Source organism: Pseudomonas sp. PAMC25584, from assembly GCF_058135675.1.
In genome coordinates, this window is sequence record NZ_CM176870.1 from 5,377,683 (window position 1) to 5,394,943 (window position 17,261).

Genomic DNA, 17,261 nt, shown 5'->3' on the forward strand with positions numbered 1-17,261 from the left:
CCACACGGGCCCGGCTGCTGGTATGATGCGCCGCTTTTTCCGATCCTCTCTGAAGCCACAGGCGCTTGGCGCAATTTGTGCTTTGACTTAGAGGTCAACAAATCACGACGCAACATAGCGTCACAGGGAGCAGGCATGCTGGAAAAGCTGTTTCAACTCAAAGCACACAACACGAACGTGCGCACCGAGATCCTCGCGGGCATCACGACATTCCTGGCCATGGCCTACATTTTGTTCGTGAACCCGAGCATCCTCGGCGAGACCGGCATGGACAAGGGCGCGGTGTTTGTCGCGACCTGCCTGGCCGCAGCCATCGGTTCGACCGTGATGGGCTTGATCGCCAACTACCCGATCGCGCTGGCGCCGGGCATGGGCCTCAACGCCTTCTTTACCTACACCGTGGTCCTGCACATGGGCCATACCTGGCAAGTAGCGCTGGGGGCGGTGTTCATTTCGGCGGTGCTGTTCTTCATGCTGTCGATCTTCCGCATCCGTGAATGGATCATCAACAGCATCCCCCTGCCCCTGCGCTCGGCGATTGCTGCCGGTATCGGCCTGTTCCTGGCGCTGATCGCCCTGCACAACGCCGGAATCGTGATCGGCAACCCTAATACCCTGGTGGGCTTGGGCGACCTGACAAAACCGGCGCCGATCCTGGCCATCCTGGGCTTCATGCTGATCGTTGCGCTGGAAGCCCTGGCGGTACGAGGCGCGGTATTGATCGGCATCCTGGCCGTGACCATCGTGTCCATCCTGCTAGGCGTCACTGAGTTCGGCGGCGTGATGTCCATGCCACCGTCCCTGGCCCCCACCTTCCTGCAGTTGGATATCAAAGGCGCGTTGGACATCGGCCTGGTCAGCGTGATCTTCGCGTTCCTGTTCGTCGACCTGTTCGACAACTCCGGCACCCTGATCGGCGTGGCCAAGCGCGCCGGGCTGATGGGCAAGGATGGTCACATGCCGAAAATGGGCCGTGCGCTGATCGCCGACAGCACCGCCGCCATGGCCGGTTCGCTGCTGGGCACCTCGACCACCACCAGCTACATCGAGTCCGCTGCTGGCGTGAGTGCCGGTGGCCGCACCGGCTTGACCGCTGTCGTGGTCGCGATTCTGTTCCTGCTGGCGCTGTTCTTCTCGCCACTGGCCTCCAGCGTACCGGCCTTCGCCACCGCGCCTGCGCTGCTGTTCGTCGCGGTGCTGATGACCTCAGGCCTGGCGGAAATCGACTGGGATGACATTACTGTTGCAGCGCCGGTGGTGATCACCGCCCTGGCGATGCCCTTCACTTACTCCATCGCCAACGGCATTGCCTTCGGTTTCATCGCCTGGACCGCCATCAAGCTGCTTTCGGGCCGCTACCGTGAGCTGAACCCGGCACTGGTGATTCTGTCGATTCTGTTTGTGATCAAGCTGGGCTGGTTCAACGCATGACTTTTGACGCCACACGCTACACCGCTCAACTGCAAGACAAGGTCACGCGCTTGCGTGACCTGCTGGCACCGTTTGACGCACCCGAGCCCCAGGTCTTCGACTCGCCCCTGCAGAACTTCCGCCTGCGCGCGGAGTTCCGCCTGTGGCGCGAAGGCGGTGAACGCCACTACGCGATGTTCTCCCAGGACGACAAGCGCACGCCGATCCTGATCGAAGAATTCCCCATCGCCAGCCAGCGCATCAACCAGTTGATGCCGCAGCTCAAGGCCGCCTGGCAAGCCAGCGCCGCCCTGAGCCACAAGCTGTTCCAGGTGGAGTTCCTGACCACCCTGGCCGGCGACGCGATGATCACCCTGTGCTATCACCGCCCGCTGGACGAGCACTGGCACACCGCCGCGAACCAGCTTGCGGCCGACTTGAACGTGAGCATCATCGGCCGCTCCAAGGGCAAGCGCGATGTGATCGGCCACGACTATGTGGTGGAAAAACTCGACGTCGGTGGCCGCACCTTCAGCTACCGTCAACCCGAAGGCGCCTTCACCCAGCCCAACGGCACGGTGAACCAGAAGATGCTCAACTGGGCATACGAAGCACTCGGCGATCGCCCGGATGATCTGCTGGAGCTGTACTGCGGCAACGGCAACTTCACCCTGCCGCTGGCCACCCGCGTGCGCAACGTGCTCGCCACCGAAATCAGCAAGACCTCGGTGAATGCCGCCTTGAGCAACCTCGATGAAAACGCGGTGGATAACGTCACCCTGGTGCGCCTCTCCGCCGAAGAACTCACCGAAGCGCTCAATGAAGTGCGTCCGTTCCGCCGCCTGCACGGCATCGACCTGAAAAGCTACGCGTTCGGCAGCGTCTTCGTCGACCCGCCGCGTGCCGGCATGGACCCGGACACCTGCGAATTGACCCGACGCTTCGACAACATCCTCTATATCTCCTGCAACCCGGAAACCCTGGCGGCGAACATTGCGCAACTGCATGACACGCACCGGATCAGCCAATGCGCGTTGTTCGACCAGTTCCCGTGGACGCACCATATGGAGTCCGGGGTGCTGTTGACCCGTCGATAACCCCCCTCACGGTTCCTTGCGTGGTCGACCGCCCTTCTTGCCATTGGCTCGGGCGGCGGCGGATTTGGCCGCGCTGCTTTTACGGCCGTTATGCGACGCCACCAGGCTCACGGCCAACTCCATCAAGGGTTGGCTGGTCGCAATCAGGCCGGTGATGGAAACATGCAGGTCGCGGGCTTCACAGCACAGCGCCTTGCCGCCAAAACCGACCTCCAGTTGCTGGAAGTCCTGCGCGGAAAACCCTTCGAACTCCGGGAGACCGACCACCGGTAACAGGATGCGACTGCCGTCGCTGAAGCCGATGGAGAGGCAGTCGTCCTCGTAACGCACCGAGCAAGCATTGGCGTACAAACGCTTCAGTTTGCGCCCCCGCACGATGGCCTTATCGATATCGGCCTCAGTGATCGGTACATCGGGCAAGGTTTTGGCTTTTACGATTTTCATAGATCAATCTCCACACTATCTGGCGCCCTGACCAGACTCAAAAGGGTTCGCTGCCTCGCCACATCGTGCCGGGCGTTTGCAATCACATACACACCACGCCGAATGACCAACCCCGGCACCACCTCATCGGCGTCCCAATCCCAGGAATGGTTCTCCAGGCAAACCGTTTGCAGTTTTTCCCACCAGATCCTTCGTACATGAGCCAAGACGTGCCGCTGCATTAACGTCTGGCGTATGCCTTCCAGAATCCCACGGGGTGGCCGCCGCCGTTCGGGGTCTACATCCCAAAGCGCCACTCGCCCATCCAGAAAGCTGAAGCGAAAGCGCGCATCCCATTGCTTTCCCCTGACATGTACGTGAGGCGGGCAATGCTCATCCCTGAGAAACACCGAAATCACATGTCCTTTGTAAGTGCCTACTTTCATCGTAACCCATCCGTTAGGTTATTTTCCGCCGTGTAACACTTTTCCAAGCGTCACCCGACAACCGGCTCCTTGATCAGGGCGTTTTTTCACAGCGTAGTAACGACGGGCAAACCGTCGAATGCGGTCTTGTAACTACTCATGGCGGCGCCTGGAAATGCCCGGTCTCACTGATTAACGGTTCGATAATCGAACACATCTACCGCCATCGATTGACCAAATTAACCATTCAGTACATTTTATCCCCACAACGAATAATAACTGTGGAGATCCCCTTATGCAGCCCATCGTGCTGGTGCTCAACGGCCCCAACCTCAACCTGCTCGGTACCCGCGAACCTGCCACCTACGGGCATGAAACCCTGGCCGACGTCGCTGCCCTGTGCGGCCGCAGCGCGGAACAACTGGGGCTGAGGATCGAGTTCCGCCAGACCAACCATGAAGGCGAGTTGCTCGACTGGATCCACGGTGCCCGCGCCCGTTGCGCCGGTATCGTGATCAACCCGGCGGCCTGGACCCACACCTCGGTGGCGATTCGCGATGCGCTGGTGGCCAGTGAAGTGCCGGTGATCGAGGTGCATTTATCCAACGTGCATGCGCGCGAGGCGTTTCGTCATCACTCGTTTGTGTCGCCCATCGCCAAGGCGGTACTCGCCGGGTTTGGCAGCCACGGCTATCACCTGGCCCTGGAACATTTCAGCCACACGGTGAAAGGATGAGCCCGATGAAACCGCGCATCCTCGCCGGCCTGATCGGCGCCGGCATCCAGGCCTCGCGCACGCCCGCCCTGCATGAACAGGAAGGTGACGCCCAAGGCCTGCGCTACTTGTATCGCCTGATCGACCTGGAACCGCTGCACCTGGACATCAATGCCCTGCCCGACCTCCTGAAGGCTGCCGAGCAGATGAACTTCACCGGGTTGAACATTACTTACCCGTGCAAGCAGGCGATCCTGCCTTTACTCGATGAATTGTCCGACGAGGCCCGGGGCATTGGCGCGGTCAACACTGTGGTGTTCAAGGAGGGCAAACGCATCGGCCATAACACTGACTGCCTGGGGTTTGCCGAAGGCTTTCGCCGTAACCTGAATGACGTGGCACGCCAACGCGTGGTGCAGATGGGCGCCGGGGGTGCCGGCGCGGCTGTGGCTCATGCGCTGCTGGCAGAGGGCGTTGAACGCTTGAGCATTTTCGACGTGGACGCCAGCCGCGCCCGCGACCTGGTGGATAACCTCGCCCGGCGTTTCGGTAACGGGCGCGCCCAGGTTGGCAACGATCTGGAAAACGCCATGGCCGAGGCCGACGGCCTGGTGAACACCACGCCGATGGGCATGGCCAAGCTGCCGGGCACGCCGGTGCCCGCCGCGCTGTTACGCGCTGAACTGTGGGTCGCGGAAATCGTGTATTTCCCCCTGGAAACCGAACTGCTGCGTAACGCCCACGCCTTGGGTTGTCGCACCCTGAATGGCGGCAACATGGCGGTATTTCAGGCGGTGAAAGCGTTTGAATTATTCAGTGGCCTGGTGCCGGACGCACACCGGATGCTGGCGCACTTCCAGAGCATGAATACCTGACGGCCGAAACCGAATCCAAATGTGGGAGCAAGCCCCCTCCCACATTGAGCCCGCGCCAGCCTCAGGCCTGCAGGTAACGCAACACCGACTCACAAATCATCTCGCGATGCCGCTGTTTAACCGCCTCATCCGACAGGTCCGTCTGAAAAATCTCACTGAACGTATGGCGGTTGGATACGCGGTAAAAACAGAACGAGTTGATCAGCAGGTGAACGTCCAGCGGCACCAGCCCCGCACGGAACAGCCCCATCTCGGCGCCACGACGCAAGGTCGTGCCCAACGCATCCAGAATGTTGCTGTTCATCGCCTTGATCGAATCGGAGCGCTTCACGTACTCGGCATTGTGGATATTTTCGATGCTGACGATGCGCACGAAATCCACGTTCCGGTCGTGGTGATCGAAGGTGAACTCCACCAGCCGAAGGATCGCTTCGCGCGGTTCCAGGGCCGTGAGGTTCATGCGTGTTTCAGTGTTGCGGATATCGCCGTAGAGCTTCTCCAGCACCTCGACGTACAACTGCTCCTTGCTGCCGAAGTAGTAATAGATCATGCGTTTCGAGGTGTGGATACGCTCGGCGATCGCATCCACGCGAGCGCCGGAGAGACCCTGCTGAACAAACTCGACAATGGCTTCTTGCAGTATGTTTTCGCGGGTCTTTTCCGGGTTGTTCTTACGACTCTTGCGCGGTGCGTCTGACACTGCGGAGAGATCGGGAGTTAAGGTCATGGTGCGCTCACGGCCGGTTTTTATTGTGCAGGCCGCGATTATGGGCCGCAGCGTTCCCCGAAGGAAGCACCAGGCCCGCTGTCATAACCGTGCCTGGCGTACCGCACCGCTGCGCGACTTGGCCATCGCCGCCAGGCGCACCGCCACGTTGGCCGCGCCGTAGCCGGCATAGCCATTCTTGCGCTGGATGATCTCGAAGAAAAAACGCCCCTCGAACGGCTCGGTGTACACATGAAACAACTCACCGCCCTGGGCGTCGCGGTCGTACAGCACGTTGTAGTACGCCAGCTCGCTGAGGAACTCATCGTCGAAATCAAAGCGCGCCGCCAGGTCGTCATAGTAGTTGAGCGGGATATCCAGCAACGGCACGCCCGCCTCCTTGGCCCGGCGCACCTCGGCGAAAATATCCGCGCAGTCGAAGGCAATGTGATGCACGCCCGAGCCTCGATAGCTCGACAGCGCGTGGGAAATCGCGGTGTTGCGGTTCTCGGAAATATTCAGCGGCAGGCGAATCGAGCTGCAGCGGCTACGCAGCGCACGGCTTTTCACCAGGCCATACGGATCAGGCAGCACCACTTCGTCATCGGCTTCGAAATCCAGCAGGCTCTTGTAGAACAGCACCCAGCTGTCGAGGCTGTCGGCGGGCAAGGCCATCGCCATGTGGTCAATGCGCAAAAGCCCGCCGCTGGAGGCAGCGCTCGGTTGCAGATTGAAATCGGTGTCGTATACGCCTTCGCTTGGGTCCACCAAATAAATCAGGCTGCCGTCCGGCGCGCGCACCGCCGCCAATTCCAGCTCATTCGGCCCGACCAGGCCACGATAAGGCTGGCCCTTGTAGGCCACCGCCCGCTGCAGGGCCTTGGCGCTGTCCTTGACCCGCATCGCCGTGGCACACAACGACGGCCCGTGGGCCTCGAAAAAGTTGTGGGCGAAGGAATACGGTTCGCAGTTGAGGATCAGGTTGATATCACCCTGGCGCAACAGGCTGACGCTCTTGGAACGATGCTGACCGACCTTGACGAAGCCCAGGCGCTCCAGCCATTGCGTCAGTTTGGCGCCGAGGTTTTCATCCACGGCAAATTCAAGGAATTCAATTCCGTCGTATTCGCTGGCGGGCGGGGTGTCGAAGAGGATCTCCACCGGCACGGCAGGCTGTTCATGCGCCAGGCGCTGGCGGGTTTTCTCTTCCAGGTAGAGCAGCGAGCGCAAGCCATCCGCCGCGTTGGCTCGGGTTGGTGCGGCGCGGAAGCCGTCGTTGAAGATCTCCAGGGACAACGGCCCGGTATAACCGCTCTTGATGATCGGCGCGAGAAAGCCCGCCAGGTCGAATTCACCCTGGCCGGGGAAGCAGCGGAAGTGACGGCTCCACTCCAGCACATCCATGGCCAGGATCGGTGCGTCGGCCATTTGCACAAAGAAGATCTTGTCGCCGGGAATCTCGGCGATAGCACTCGGGTCGCCCTTGAGCGACAGGGTATGGAAGCTGTCGAGCAACACCCCAAGGCTCGGGTGATCGACCTGGCGCACCAGGTTCCACACCTGCTGCCAGGTGTTCACATGCTTGCCCCAGGCCAGCGCTTCATAGCCGATGCGCACGCCACGGCGGCCAGCGTGTTCGGCGAGCAGGCTGAGGTCATCGAGCAAAATACGTTCATCGCCCACGCAATCGGCCGAGGCATTGCTGCACACCAGCACCAGGTCGGTGCCCAGCTCCTGCATCAGGTCGAACTTACGCTCAGCGCGCTCCAGGTTACGTGCCAGGCGGTCGCGGCGGCAGCCTTCAAAGTCGCGGAACGGCTGAAACAAGGTGATGGCTAGGCCCAAGTCAGTGCATATTTGCCTGACTTCCCGTGGGCTGCCATCGTAATACAATAGGTCGTTCTCGAAGATCTCAACCCCATCAAACCCGGCGGCGGCAATGGCTTCGAGCTTTTCTGGCAGGGTGCCGCTCAAGGAAACAGTGGCGATGGAACGTTGCATGGGGCGACTCCCGGCAGTTGTTATTTACAGTAAATTATTCGCCCCCAGCCTACACACAGCAATTCAAATGTACGAACCAGTTAGTTTTTAGGGCGATTATCGAACACAATGGCCATCGGCGAATTGACGATTTTTTAGCCACTGCGCACCATCGTTCCTGTAGCAACGTCCAAAATAAAACCCAGAACACACCCTAAAAATTCCAAAAAACGGGTAAAACCTCATGCCTTCGCAAAACTCCGTCCTGGCTGCGCGCCCGGCCAACCCGCATGCCGGCATCGGCGACAAGATTCGCGGCGCACTGGCCGTCGGCAAAACCCGCTGGGGCATGCTGGCCCTGGTGTTCTTCGCCACCACGCTCAACTACATCGACCGCGCCGCCCTGGGCGTGATGCAACCGATCCTTGCCAAAGAAATGAGCTGGACGGCGATGGACTACGCCAACATCAACTTCTGGTTCCAGGTCGGCTATGCGATTGGCTTTGTGCTGCAAGGCCGGCTGATCGACCGCGTGGGTGTCAAGCGCGTGTTCTTCTGCGCGGTGCTGCTGTGGAGCGTGGCCACCGGCGCCCACGGCCTGGCCACCTCGGCCGTCGGCTTTATGGTCTGCCGCTTTATCCTCGGGCTGACCGAAGCCGCCAACTACCCGGCCTGCGTCAAGACCACCCGCCTGTGGTTCCCTGCCGGCGAACGCGCAGTGGCCACCGGCATCTTCAACGCCGGCACCAACGTCGGCGCGATGATGACGCCGATGCTGCTGCCGTTGATCCTGCATGTGTGGGGCTGGCAAGCGGCGTTCCTGTGCATGTCGGCACTCGGTGGGATCTGGCTGCTGTTCTGGGGCTTGAAGTACTACAACCCGGAAGACCATCCAACCGTTAAGCAATCCGAATTGGACTACGTGCAACGGGAAGTCGAACCGGAACAGCCCCGCGTCCCCTTCAGCCGTATCCTGCGCATGCGCGGCACTTGGGCCTTCGCCATCGCCTACTCGCTGACCGCACCGGTGTTCTGGTTCTACCTGTATTGGCTACCGCCGTTCTTGAACCAGCAATACAACCTGGGCATCAACGTGACCCAGATGGGTATCCCGCTGATCATCATTTACCTGACCGCCGACTTCGGCAGTGTGGGGGGTGGGATTCTGTCGTCGTTCCTGATCGGCCGCGGGTTGAACCCGATCAAGGCGCGGCTGCTGTCGATGCTGCTGTTTGCCTGCTGCATCGTCGGCGTGATCTTGGCCGCCGGTTCCAGCCAGTTGTGGGTCGCGGTGTTCGCCATCTCCCTGGCGATTGGTGCGCATCAGGCCTGGACCGCCAACATCTGGAGCCTGGTGATGGACTACACGCCCAAGCACATGATGAGCACGGTGTTTGGCTTCGGCGGCATGTGCGCGGCCATCGGCGGCATGTTCATGACCCAGATCGTCGGCCACATCCTGACCGTGACGAACAACAACTACACCGTGCTGTTCACCCTGATCCCGGCGATGTACTTCATCGCGCTGACCTGGATGTACTTCATGGCGCCGCGCAAGATTCCTACAGTCGACGCCTGATTCAGCGCCGCCGCTGCTGCCAGGCAGCGGCCAACCCGCTCATGCAGATCACCCCGATGCCGACCACCGTGGTCAAGTCGGGGGTATGCGCAAACACCAGCCAGCCCAACACCCCCGCGAACACGATCTGGCAATAGCCGAACGGCGCCAGCAAGGCCGGCGCCGCAAAGCGGAAGGCCTGGGTCAGCATCAAGTGCGCGGTCATCCCACAGGTGCCCAACGCCAGCATCAATACGCCGTGCCACAGGGTCGGCACTTGCCAGAAGAACGGCACCATCGCACTCATCACCAAGGTATTGCACAGGCCGGCGAAGAAGTTACTGGTGGTGGGCGTGTCGTATTGGCTGAGGATGCGCGTGAGCAGTTGGTAGAAGCAGAAGAACAATGCCGAGCACAGCGGCAGCAGCACCGCAGGGGTGAACAATTCACCGCCTGGGTGGATGATCACCAGCACCCCGACAAACCCGCAGATCACCGCCAGCCATTGGCCACGCGTGACATGCTCACCGAGCAGGGGCACCGACAGCGCCGTTACCAGGATCGGCGCGAGGAAGTTCACCGCCGTGGCTTCCGCCAGCGGGATGTAATGCAGCGCAGCGGTAAAAAACAGGCTGGTGCCCAACAGGCACAAGGCCCGCACTGCCTGCATCCCCGGCCGCTTGCTGCGCAGCACACGCAAGCCTGATTGCGGCAGGAAAATCCCGGCCATCAACAAGGTATGCACCAGGTAACGCGCCCACACCACCATCACGATCGGGTAGAACCCGGCCAGGAATTTGGACAAGGCGTCGTGGCTGGAGAACAGAAAAGTCGCCACCACAATCAGCAGAATGCCTTTGAAGGGATGGTTGACGCCGGAAAGGGGGGTGCTGACAGTCATTGAATTCTCTTGCGTGGCGGGCTGAACGCGGTGGTACTCAACCCGGTAATCTAGCAGCCGGGCATGCGTCTGCCCCAAGAGCATAACCAAACACCGTGCGAACAGCGCACTAAATCACTGCAATCGAGTCCAACGCTGCACGTTCGCCCCTGCGTTGCACACTTTTTAACCAAGGCCTTGCCGCTATGAAAAAAACTGTCTTTCTTCTGTCTGCCCTTGCCCTGCTCGCCGCGTGCAACCAAGAGTCCAAGGCACCGGCCAAACCGGCGCCGCCTTCCGTGCAAGCGACCCTGGTGCCGCAAACCCCGCCCACCGACAACTGGGTCGGTAAATGGATCGGCGTCGAAGGCCTGCACCTGACCATCGCCAAGGACGACAGCATCGGCCGTGGCCACTACCTTCTGACCATGCAGTACGGCCTCGACGCCGACGCCGCCGGCACCTTTAAAGGTGAAACGACTGAAGACGGCATCGCGTTCACCCGCCCGGACGGCCCGCAACGGCTGCGCGCCGGTGACGGTGCGGCGACCGGATTGAAATGGCTGGCGGATAAAAAGGACTGCTTGATTGTTGCTACCGGCGAAGGCTATTGCCGTTAATCACGACCATAATCAATCACGGTTAGCACTTCGAGGATTGCCCCATGCTATGGAAAAAAGGCCGACGCAGCGACAACGTGGTGGATGCCCGCGATGACAGTGGCGGCGGCGGTGGCGGTGGTATGCGCTTTGGCGGCGGCAAGGGCCTGAGCTTGACCGCGATTGTGTTGATCGTCGGCATCGGCTGGCTGACCGGCCAGGACCCGCTGCAGATCCTCGGCCAATTGACCGGCCAGATGGACCAGGCGCCCTCGGTGAGCACTCCATCGCGCCAGGCGCCGCCGGCCAATGACGAGCAAGTCGACTTTGTCCGCGCGGTATTGGGCGATACCGAAGACACCTGGGGCCAGGTGTTCAAGGAAAACGGCTTGGCCTACAAGAACCCGCAACTGATTCTGTTCCGCGGCCGGGTCAATTCCGCCTGCGGTGGCGCCACTTCCGCCAGCGGCCCGTTCTATTGCCCGGCGGATCAGCAGGTGTACCTGGACCTGGATTTCTTCCGGGAAATGTCACAACGGTTCAAGGCCGCTGGCGATTTTGCCCAGGCCTACGTGATCGCCCACGAAGTCGGGCACCACGTGCAGACCTTGCTCGGCATCTCGTCGAAGATCCAGGCTGCGCGCCAGCAAGGCCGGCAAATGCAAGGCGACGGCGGCCTGCTGGTGCGCCAGGAGCTGCAAGCCGACTGCTTTGCCGGGGTGTGGGCCTATCGTGCGCAAAAACGCCTGAACTGGCTGGAGCCCGGCGATATTGAAGAAGCGCTGAATGCGGCCAACGCGATTGGCGATGACCGTTTGCAGCAACAGGGCCAGGGCCGCGTCGTGCCGGACTCGTTTACCCACGGCACCTCGGCGCAGCGGGTGCGCTGGTTCAAGACCGGCTTTGCCCAAGGCCAGATCACTCAATGCGACACCTTTACGGCCAAGAGTCTTTAGATGAATACGCGATTGGGCATGCTGCTGGGTTTGTTGGTCACCTGTTGCGCCCCCGCCTGGGCCGCCGAGCACGGGGTCAAGGTGGTCAGTCCCGAGCGCTTTCACCTGGATGCCGGCGACCTCAGCCTCGGCTTGAGCCAGGATTGGGGTAAACCGCTGCCCAACGTCACGCGTGCGTTGATCATCGTGCATGGTCGCCTGCGCAACGCACAAACCTACCTGCAGAGCGGTGAAGACGCCGCCGAGCAGGCAGGGGTTGGCGGCACGACGCTGGTGATCGCGCCGCAGTTTCTGAATCAGTCCGATGTGAAACGCAATCACCTGGACAAGCAACTTCTGCGCTGGAAGGGCAATGACTGGATGGCCGGCGAGCCCTCAGTGGAGCCGGGCGCTGTCAGCTCCTTCGGTGCACTCGACCAGATCATCAAGCACCTGGGTAACCGCACGCTATTTCCGGCGCTGAGAGCGATTGTGGTGGCCGGCCATTCCGGCGGTGGCCAGGTGGTGCAACGCTTCGCCCTTACCGGCCACGACCATCCGACCCTGCAAACCGCGGGCATCAGCCTGCGTTTTGTGGTGGCCAACCCGTCGTCCTACGCCTACTTCAGCCCGCAGCGGCCGGTGCCATTCAAGGTCGCCGACTGCCCTGGCTTCAATGACTGGAAGTACGGCATGCAGCACCTGCCCGCCTATGCCAAGGGGCAAAGCGCCGAGCAACTGGAGCAGGCCTATGTGTCGCGTGACATCACCTACCTGCTCGGCCAGCAGGACACCGACCCGAACCACCCCGCGCTGGATAAAAGCTGTGAAGCCGAGACCCAGGGCGCGTATCGCCTGATTCGTGGGCACAACTATTTTGACAGCCTCAAGCAACGCCATCCGCAACTGACCCAGAAGCTGGTGGAAGTGCCGGGGGTTGGGCATAACGGGGATGGGATGTTTACCTCGCCCGAGGGCCAGAACGTACTGTTTTCCCGGTATTAACTGAAGAAACCGGCTCAACATGTGGGAGGGGGCTTGCCCCCGATTGCGGTGTAACAGTCAGCCAATTTTTAACTGACAGACTGAAGTGCGCCCCAGAAGTTGGACACCCATCCAACTCCTGGGGCTTTTTCATGAGCAAGTACACAACGCAGTTCAAGCTTTCCGCCATTACCGCCTTCCTGGAACGAGGCCGAGGCTTTCGCCATATTGCTGCTCGATTTCATATGGACCCCACTTTACTTCGCCGTTGGGTGGAAGCTTACCGGCTGCACGGTGAGGCCAGTCTGAGTAGTACCGGTGGACGTTACAGTGCTTTGTTCAAGTTCTCCGTTCTGCAACGCATGTGGCGTGACTCCCTTTCTTTTCGCCGCGCAGCGGCACTCTTCAATCTGGGTGACTCTACCCAAGTGGGCAGATGGCAGCAGCAGTATTACAGTGGCGGTATTGAAGCCCTGGCCTCAGGGGAAAAAGGATCGAATACCGCTATGTCCAAGCTACCTGCTAAACCTCGAAAAACGGCCATTCCACTCACCGACCAAGAACGTGCTCACAAGGCTTTACTTGATGAACTCCAGTATTTGCGCATGGAGAACGCCTACCTAAAAAAGCTTGGGGAGTTAGGCGAGGCAGTGATGAGGCGCGAGAAAGAAGCGAAGAAAAAGCCCAATTAGTCTCTGAGTTGAGGCACAGCTTCCCCTTGGACCATTTGCTCAAGCTGGCTGGGCTCGCCCGCAGCACGTACTACTACCAACTCAAGGCGATGGACGGAGCAGACCGGTTCGTTTCGCTAAAAGCCTCTATCCAGAGCCTTCAAGACGAGCATAAGGGGCGATTCGGCTATCGCCGTATGACTTTAGCTCTGCGGAGCGACGGACAGTTGATCAACAGTAAAACTGTGCGGCGACTGATGGGGGAGTTGAGTCTGAAATGTACGGTGCGACCGAAGAAATACAGATCGTATCGAGGACCAATGGGAGAAGTATCGCCTAACATCCTGGCTCGTCAGTTCGAGGCTGAGCAACCGAATCAGAAATGGGTAACGGATGTCACCGAGTTCAAAGTGGCAGGCGAAAAGCTATATCTGTCTCCAGTTTTAGACTTGTACAACGGAGAAATTGTGGCCTATCAAACCGCCACGCGCCCCCAATATGCCCTGGTGGGCGACATGCTGGAACAAGCTCTTGAGCGCTTGCCTGAGGGCGTCAAGCCCATGTTGCACTCGGATCAAGGTTGGCACTATCGATACCCGAAGTACCGGGATCGACTAGAAAAAGCAGGGTTGGAACAGAGCATGTCACGCAGAGGAAACTGCTATGACAACGCCACAATGGAGAGCTTCTTCGGCACGTTGAAGTCAGAGTTTTACTACCGGGAAAGCTTCGAGAGTGTGGCTCAGTTGCAGGCTGGACTGGCTGAATACATCCATTACTACAACCATAAGCGAATCAAAACGAAACTTGGCGGACTGAGCCCTGTAGCGTACAGAGCCAGGTCCGCTGTAGCCTAACAATCACTGTCCAACTTTTGGGGCGCACTTCACACCGCTATCGGGGGCAAGCCCCCTCCCACATTTGATCTCTATTGCCCGGGCTGGATCATCCGGCGCAATACCGTGCAATCCTCGGCATGCCAGTCGGCCAACTCCGGCCATGGGTTCTCCGGCAAGTTGACCAACACGGTCCGCGTGCCTGCGGCGCGGCCGCAATCCAGGTCAAAGCGGTAATCCCCCACCATCACCATCGCACTGGGCGATACGTCCCAGGCCGCCGCCAGTTTGAGCAAGCCACCCGGATCAGGCTTGGGTGGCGCATCATCACGCCCCAACACATCCTCGGCGGCAAAGCAGTCCGCCAGGCCAATCGCTTCCAGGGTGATGTGCGCCAGCTCCCGCGCATTGCGGGTCAGGATGCCCAGGCGACAACCGCGCCCGGCCAATTCCCGCACCAGTTCCACCGCGCCTTGCGCCGCAACCGAACCCAGCGCCAGCTCGCGCTCATGCTCAAGCAACCAGGCATGTTTGGCCGCCGCGACATCTGCCGGCAACGCCGCGAGGTGGCTGAGGATGTCGTCCTCGGGCGGTATCCCCAAGGCCACGCGAATCGCCGCAAAGTCATGCACGGCCACCGTGAGGGTGCCGTCCATGTCGAACACCCAATGTTTAATGTCCGCCAGGCTCATGCCCAATCCTTGCGGTGGCGGATCAGGCCTTCCTGGGTGACCGAGGCCACCAGTTGCCCGGCGCGGTTGTACACGCTGCCCCGGGAGAAACCACGGGAATTGCCGGCCCACGGGCTGTCCATGGCGTAGAGCAACCAGTCGTCGGCGCGCAGGTCGGCGTGGAACCACAGCGCGTGGTCGAGGCTGGCGACCTGCATGTCTTTCTGCCATACGGTCTTGCCATGGGGCAGCAGCGACGTGGTCAGCAGGCCGAAGTCCGAGGCGTAGGCCAGCAGGTATTTATGCAGCGCCGGCGTGTCGGCCAGGGCACCGTCAGCGCGGAACCACACGTACTTGACCGGGTCGGACGGCTGCGGGTTAAACGGGTCTGTTTCGGTCACCGGGCGCACTTCGATCGGTTTGGGGCACAACAACTTGTCGCGCATGTGCTCGGGGATCAGGTGGGCGCGCTGCTTGGTCAGCTCCAACTCCGACGGCAGGTTTTCCGGGCCGACCACCTCCGGCATGCTGGTCTGGTGTTCAAAACCGGCTTCGTCGTACTGGAACGACGCGCTGCAGGTAAAAATCGGCTGGCCCTTCTGGATCGCTGTCACCCGGCGCGTGCTGAAGCTGCCGCCATCGCGCACGCGATCCACCGAATACACCACCGGCAATGCCGCATCGCCGGGGCGCAGAAAATAACCGTGCAGGGAATGCACGTGTCGCTCGGCTTCGACGGTCTGGCTGGCAGCCGACAGCGACTGACCGAGCACTTGCCCGCCGAACAGTTGGCGAAAACCCAGGTCCTGGCTGCGGCCGCGAAAGAGGTTTTCCTCGATCGGCTCCAGGGTCAGCAAGTCCACCAGATCTTCCAATACTTGGCTCATAGAGCAACTCCTACAATCTATGGGGCATTCCGGGCTGCTTATCCGTGCAGCGTGTCCAACCATTGGGCGCGGGTGATGCGGTACAAAACATGCGGGCGCAGCGGGTCATCAACTGCGACCTTGGGGTGTTCAAAATCTGCCTGGGGATCGTAATGCATCCCGATGGCTTGCATGACTTTTTGTGATGGCAGATTGGTTTGGGTGGTGAAGGCGACGATTTCGTCCAGTTGCAAGCGGTCGAAACCACAGCGCAACGCAGTCCATGCCGCCTCGTTGGCATACCCGAGGCCCCAATGCTCGCGAGCCAGGCGCCAGCCGATTTCCACCGCAGGGGTGAAGCCGGCTTCAAAGCTGACATTCTGCAACCCGGCCAGGCCGATAAATGCGCCACTGTCCTTGCGCTGCAAGGCCCACAGGCCAAAGCCGTATTCGGCGAAATGCCCACGAATCCGGCCGATCAATGCGGCGCTTTCCAGGCGGTCCAATTGGGCCGGGAAATAACGCATCACCTGCGGGTCGGCGCACATGTGCGCAAACTCCGTCAGGTCGGCATCGCGCCATTGGCGCAGCACCAGGCGTGCGCTTTCCAATTCCAGTATCGGCTCCATGGGTCCCCCTCCCTTGCCATGTGCGTGAGTGTAACGCGCTGTTAAGATCCGTCGCAGGTTCCCGTCAGAAAATCCCATGCCTTTGCCATTGATCTACCACGATGACTACAGCCCCGAATTCCCGGCGGACCACCGCTTCCCCATGGACAAGTTCCGCCTGTTGCGTGACCACTTGGTGTCCACCGGGCTGACCCAGGACAGCCAATTACTGCGCCCACCGCTGTGCCCGGCAGAGATTCTGGCCCTGGCCCATGAACCTGGGTATATAGAACGCTACATGAGCGGCGAGTTGTCCCGCGAAGACCAACGGCGCCTCGGCCTGCCCTGGAGCGAAGCCCTGGCGCGACGTACCGTGCGTGCGGTGGGCGGTTCGATCCTAGCGGCAGAACAGGCACTGGAACACGGCCTGGCCTGCCACCTGGCGGGCGGCACCCATCACGCCCACTACGACTACCCGGCGGGCTTTTGCATCTTCAATGACCTGGCCGTGATCAGCCAATATCTGCTGGCCAGCGGCCGGGTCGACCGCGTGCTGATCTTCGACTGCGACGTCCACCAGGGCGACGGCACCGCACGTATCCTCCATGACACGCCAGACGCGATCACCGTGTCGCTGCACTGCGAAAAGAACTTCCCGGCGCGCAAGGCCCAGAGCGACTGGGACATCCCGCTGCCCATGGGCATGGGTGATGCCGAGTACCTCAAGGTGGTGGACGACGCGCTCAACTACCTGCTGCCGCTGTACCAGCCGGACCTGGTGCTGTACGACGCGGGCGTCGACGTGCATAAGGATGACGCCCTTGGCTACCTCAAGCTGACAGATGAAGGCCTCGCCGCCCGCGATGAAAGCGTGATACGCCATTGCCTGGGCCGCGACATTCCGGTGATGGGCGTGATCGGCGGCGGCTACAGCAAAGACCGCCCGGCCCTGGCTCGCCGCCACGGCATCCTGCACCACAGCGCGCAACGGGTGTGGACGTCATCAGGTTGTCATTGAAGTG

18 protein-coding genes are annotated in these 17,261 nt (G+C 60.7%); 10 read left to right on the forward strand and 8 right to left on the reverse strand.

Annotation, left to right across the window (positions count from 1 at the left end; all coding sequences use genetic code 11):
- The first annotated feature begins 135 nt into the window (after positions 1-135).
- Both ACS5Q8_RS25075 and trmA read left to right on the forward strand, forming a co-directional pair.
- Positions 136-1,431 carry an NCS2 family permease gene (locus ACS5Q8_RS25075; protein ID WP_276194970.1) on the forward strand — a complete coding sequence of 432 codons (1,296 nt, stop codon included), beginning with the start codon at positions 136-138 and terminating at the stop codon, positions 1,429-1,431.
- Entirely contained in the window at positions 1,428-2,507 is a 1,080-nt protein-coding gene (gene trmA, locus ACS5Q8_RS25080; protein ID WP_276194971.1) for a tRNA (uridine(54)-C5)-methyltransferase TrmA, read from the forward strand. The genes ACS5Q8_RS25075 and trmA overlap by 4 nt, the downstream gene beginning before the upstream one ends.
- A gap of 6 nt (positions 2,508-2,513) precedes the next feature.
- Here the strand turns inward: trmA and ACS5Q8_RS25085 are convergent, their stop codons facing one another.
- Together ACS5Q8_RS25085 and ACS5Q8_RS25090 are read right to left on the reverse strand one after the other, a co-directional pair.
- Complete coding sequence (locus tag ACS5Q8_RS25085) at positions 2,514-2,951, reverse strand: DUF2442 domain-containing protein (protein WP_276194972.1); 438 nt, start codon at positions 2,949-2,951, stop codon at positions 2,514-2,516.
- A complete protein-coding gene (locus ACS5Q8_RS25090) occupies positions 2,948-3,376 on the reverse strand; it encodes a DUF4160 domain-containing protein (protein WP_276194973.1) in 429 nt (142 codons plus the stop codon). The genes ACS5Q8_RS25085 and ACS5Q8_RS25090 overlap by 4 nt, the downstream gene beginning before the upstream one ends.
- 274 nt (positions 3,377-3,650) lie before the next feature.
- Here ACS5Q8_RS25090 and aroQ point away from each other — a divergent pair, with 274 nt between their 5' ends.
- Both aroQ and ACS5Q8_RS25100 read left to right on the forward strand, forming a co-directional pair.
- A complete protein-coding gene (gene aroQ, locus ACS5Q8_RS25095; protein WP_276194974.1) occupies positions 3,651-4,091 on the forward strand; it encodes a type II 3-dehydroquinate dehydratase in 441 nt (146 codons plus the stop codon).
- A gap of 5 nt (positions 4,092-4,096) precedes the next feature.
- Positions 4,097-4,945, forward strand: a complete 849-nt coding sequence (locus tag ACS5Q8_RS25100) for a shikimate dehydrogenase (protein ID WP_276194975.1) — start codon at positions 4,097-4,099, stop codon at positions 4,943-4,945.
- 61 nt (positions 4,946-5,006) lie between these two features.
- Here the strand turns inward: ACS5Q8_RS25100 and ACS5Q8_RS25105 are convergent, their stop codons facing one another.
- Positions 5,007-5,672: a TetR/AcrR family transcriptional regulator gene (locus tag ACS5Q8_RS25105; protein WP_276194976.1), complete on the reverse strand. Its 666-nt coding sequence runs from the start codon at positions 5,670-5,672 to the stop codon at positions 5,007-5,009.
- 81 nt (positions 5,673-5,753) lie between these two features.
- The gene (gene quiC / locus ACS5Q8_RS25110; RefSeq protein ID WP_276194977.1) at positions 5,754-7,652 is read right to left on the reverse strand and encodes a 3-dehydroshikimate dehydratase QuiC; all 1,899 of its coding nucleotides are present in this window, start codon (positions 7,650-7,652) and stop codon (positions 5,754-5,756) included.
- Between the two features lie 223 nt (positions 7,653-7,875).
- On the opposite strand from quiC, the gene ACS5Q8_RS25115 reads away from it, so the two are divergent.
- Complete coding sequence (locus ACS5Q8_RS25115) at positions 7,876-9,210, forward strand: MFS transporter (protein ID WP_321849096.1); 1,335 nt, start codon at positions 7,876-7,878, stop codon at positions 9,208-9,210.
- A gap of 1 nt (position 9,211) precedes the next feature.
- Here the strand turns inward: ACS5Q8_RS25115 and ACS5Q8_RS25120 are convergent, their stop codons facing one another.
- Positions 9,212-10,090 carry a DMT family transporter gene (locus tag ACS5Q8_RS25120; protein WP_426100586.1) on the reverse strand — a complete coding sequence of 293 codons (879 nt, stop codon included), beginning with the start codon at positions 10,088-10,090 and terminating at the stop codon, positions 9,212-9,214.
- A gap of 185 nt (positions 10,091-10,275) precedes the next feature.
- Between ACS5Q8_RS25120 and ACS5Q8_RS25125 the strand changes: the two genes are divergently transcribed.
- The 4 genes from ACS5Q8_RS25125 to ACS5Q8_RS25140 all read left to right on the forward strand — a co-directional run bounded on the left by ACS5Q8_RS25125 (position 10,276) and on the right by ACS5Q8_RS25140 (position 14,115).
- Positions 10,276-10,689, forward strand: coding sequence for a lipoprotein (locus tag ACS5Q8_RS25125; RefSeq protein ID WP_276194980.1), 414 nt, complete (start codon positions 10,276-10,278; stop codon positions 10,687-10,689).
- Between the two features lie 44 nt (positions 10,690-10,733).
- Positions 10,734-11,624 carry a KPN_02809 family neutral zinc metallopeptidase gene (gene ypfJ / locus ACS5Q8_RS25130; RefSeq protein ID WP_247396615.1) on the forward strand — a complete coding sequence of 297 codons (891 nt, stop codon included), beginning with the start codon at positions 10,734-10,736 and terminating at the stop codon, positions 11,622-11,624.
- Positions 11,625-12,608: an alpha/beta hydrolase family protein gene (locus ACS5Q8_RS25135; RefSeq protein ID WP_276194982.1), complete on the forward strand. Its 984-nt coding sequence runs from the start codon at positions 11,625-11,627 to the stop codon at positions 12,606-12,608.
- A gap of 131 nt (positions 12,609-12,739) precedes the next feature.
- Positions 12,740-14,115 (forward strand): IS3 family transposase gene (locus ACS5Q8_RS25140; protein WP_465159541.1). Its coding sequence is split into 2 segments (ribosomal slippage): positions 12,740-13,240 and positions 13,243-14,115, totalling 1,374 coding nucleotides; the frame shifts between segments, so codons are not numbered across the junction.
- A gap of 71 nt (positions 14,116-14,186) precedes the next feature.
- Here ACS5Q8_RS25140 and ACS5Q8_RS25145 read toward each other — a convergent pair.
- The 3 genes from ACS5Q8_RS25145 to ACS5Q8_RS25155 are packed head-to-tail and all read right to left on the reverse strand — an operon-like array spanning position 14,187 to position 16,260.
- Positions 14,187-14,786 carry an HAD family hydrolase gene (locus ACS5Q8_RS25145; RefSeq protein ID WP_276194983.1) on the reverse strand — a complete coding sequence of 200 codons (600 nt, stop codon included), beginning with the start codon at positions 14,784-14,786 and terminating at the stop codon, positions 14,187-14,189.
- Complete coding sequence (gene tesB, locus ACS5Q8_RS25150) at positions 14,783-15,652, reverse strand: acyl-CoA thioesterase II (protein WP_247396622.1); 870 nt, start codon at positions 15,650-15,652, stop codon at positions 14,783-14,785. Before tesB ends, ACS5Q8_RS25145 begins: the two co-directional genes overlap by 4 nt.
- 38 nt (positions 15,653-15,690) lie before the next feature.
- Positions 15,691-16,260, reverse strand: a complete 570-nt coding sequence (locus tag ACS5Q8_RS25155; RefSeq protein WP_276194984.1) for a GNAT family N-acetyltransferase — start codon at positions 16,258-16,260, stop codon at positions 15,691-15,693.
- A gap of 76 nt (positions 16,261-16,336) precedes the next feature.
- On the opposite strand from ACS5Q8_RS25155, the gene ACS5Q8_RS25160 reads away from it, so the two are divergent.
- The gene (locus tag ACS5Q8_RS25160) at positions 16,337-17,257 is read left to right on the forward strand and encodes a histone deacetylase family protein (protein ID WP_276194985.1); all 921 of its coding nucleotides are present in this window, start codon (positions 16,337-16,339) and stop codon (positions 17,255-17,257) included.
- Positions 17,258-17,261: the final 4 nt, after the last annotated feature.

Bases quoted from the DNA above. Each gene is read 5' to 3' on its own strand.
- ACS5Q8_RS25075 (WP_276194970.1), top strand. From the start codon at position 136: ATGCTGGAAAAGCTGTTTCAACTCAAAGCACACAACACGAACGTGCGC.
- trmA (WP_276194971.1), top strand. From the start codon at position 1,428: ATGACTTTTGACGCCACACGCTACACCGCTCAACTGCAAGACAAGGTC.
- ACS5Q8_RS25085 (WP_276194972.1), bottom strand. From the start codon at position 2,951: ATGAAAATCGTAAAAGCCAAAACCTTGCCCGATGTACCGATCACTGAG.
- ACS5Q8_RS25090 (WP_276194973.1), bottom strand. From the start codon at position 3,376: ATGAAAGTAGGCACTTACAAAGGACATGTGATTTCGGTGTTTCTCAGG.
- aroQ (WP_276194974.1), top strand. From the start codon at position 3,651: ATGCAGCCCATCGTGCTGGTGCTCAACGGCCCCAACCTCAACCTGCTC.
- ACS5Q8_RS25100 (WP_276194975.1), top strand. From the start codon at position 4,097: ATGAAACCGCGCATCCTCGCCGGCCTGATCGGCGCCGGCATCCAGGCC.
- ACS5Q8_RS25105 (WP_276194976.1), bottom strand. From the start codon at position 5,672: ATGACCTTAACTCCCGATCTCTCCGCAGTGTCAGACGCACCGCGCAAG.
- quiC (WP_276194977.1), bottom strand. From the start codon at position 7,652: ATGCAACGTTCCATCGCCACTGTTTCCTTGAGCGGCACCCTGCCAGAA.
- ACS5Q8_RS25115 (WP_321849096.1), top strand. From the start codon at position 7,876: ATGCCTTCGCAAAACTCCGTCCTGGCTGCGCGCCCGGCCAACCCGCAT.
- ACS5Q8_RS25120 (WP_426100586.1), bottom strand. From the start codon at position 10,090: ATGACTGTCAGCACCCCCCTTTCCGGCGTCAACCATCCCTTCAAAGGC.
- ACS5Q8_RS25125 (WP_276194980.1), top strand. From the start codon at position 10,276: ATGAAAAAAACTGTCTTTCTTCTGTCTGCCCTTGCCCTGCTCGCCGCG.
- ypfJ (WP_247396615.1), top strand. From the start codon at position 10,734: ATGCTATGGAAAAAAGGCCGACGCAGCGACAACGTGGTGGATGCCCGC.
- ACS5Q8_RS25135 (WP_276194982.1), top strand. From the start codon at position 11,625: ATGAATACGCGATTGGGCATGCTGCTGGGTTTGTTGGTCACCTGTTGC.
- ACS5Q8_RS25145 (WP_276194983.1), bottom strand. From the start codon at position 14,786: ATGAGCCTGGCGGACATTAAACATTGGGTGTTCGACATGGACGGCACC.
- tesB (WP_247396622.1), bottom strand. From the start codon at position 15,652: ATGAGCCAAGTATTGGAAGATCTGGTGGACTTGCTGACCCTGGAGCCG.
- ACS5Q8_RS25155 (WP_276194984.1), bottom strand. From the start codon at position 16,260: ATGGAGCCGATACTGGAATTGGAAAGCGCACGCCTGGTGCTGCGCCAA.
- ACS5Q8_RS25160 (WP_276194985.1), top strand. From the start codon at position 16,337: ATGCCTTTGCCATTGATCTACCACGATGACTACAGCCCCGAATTCCCG.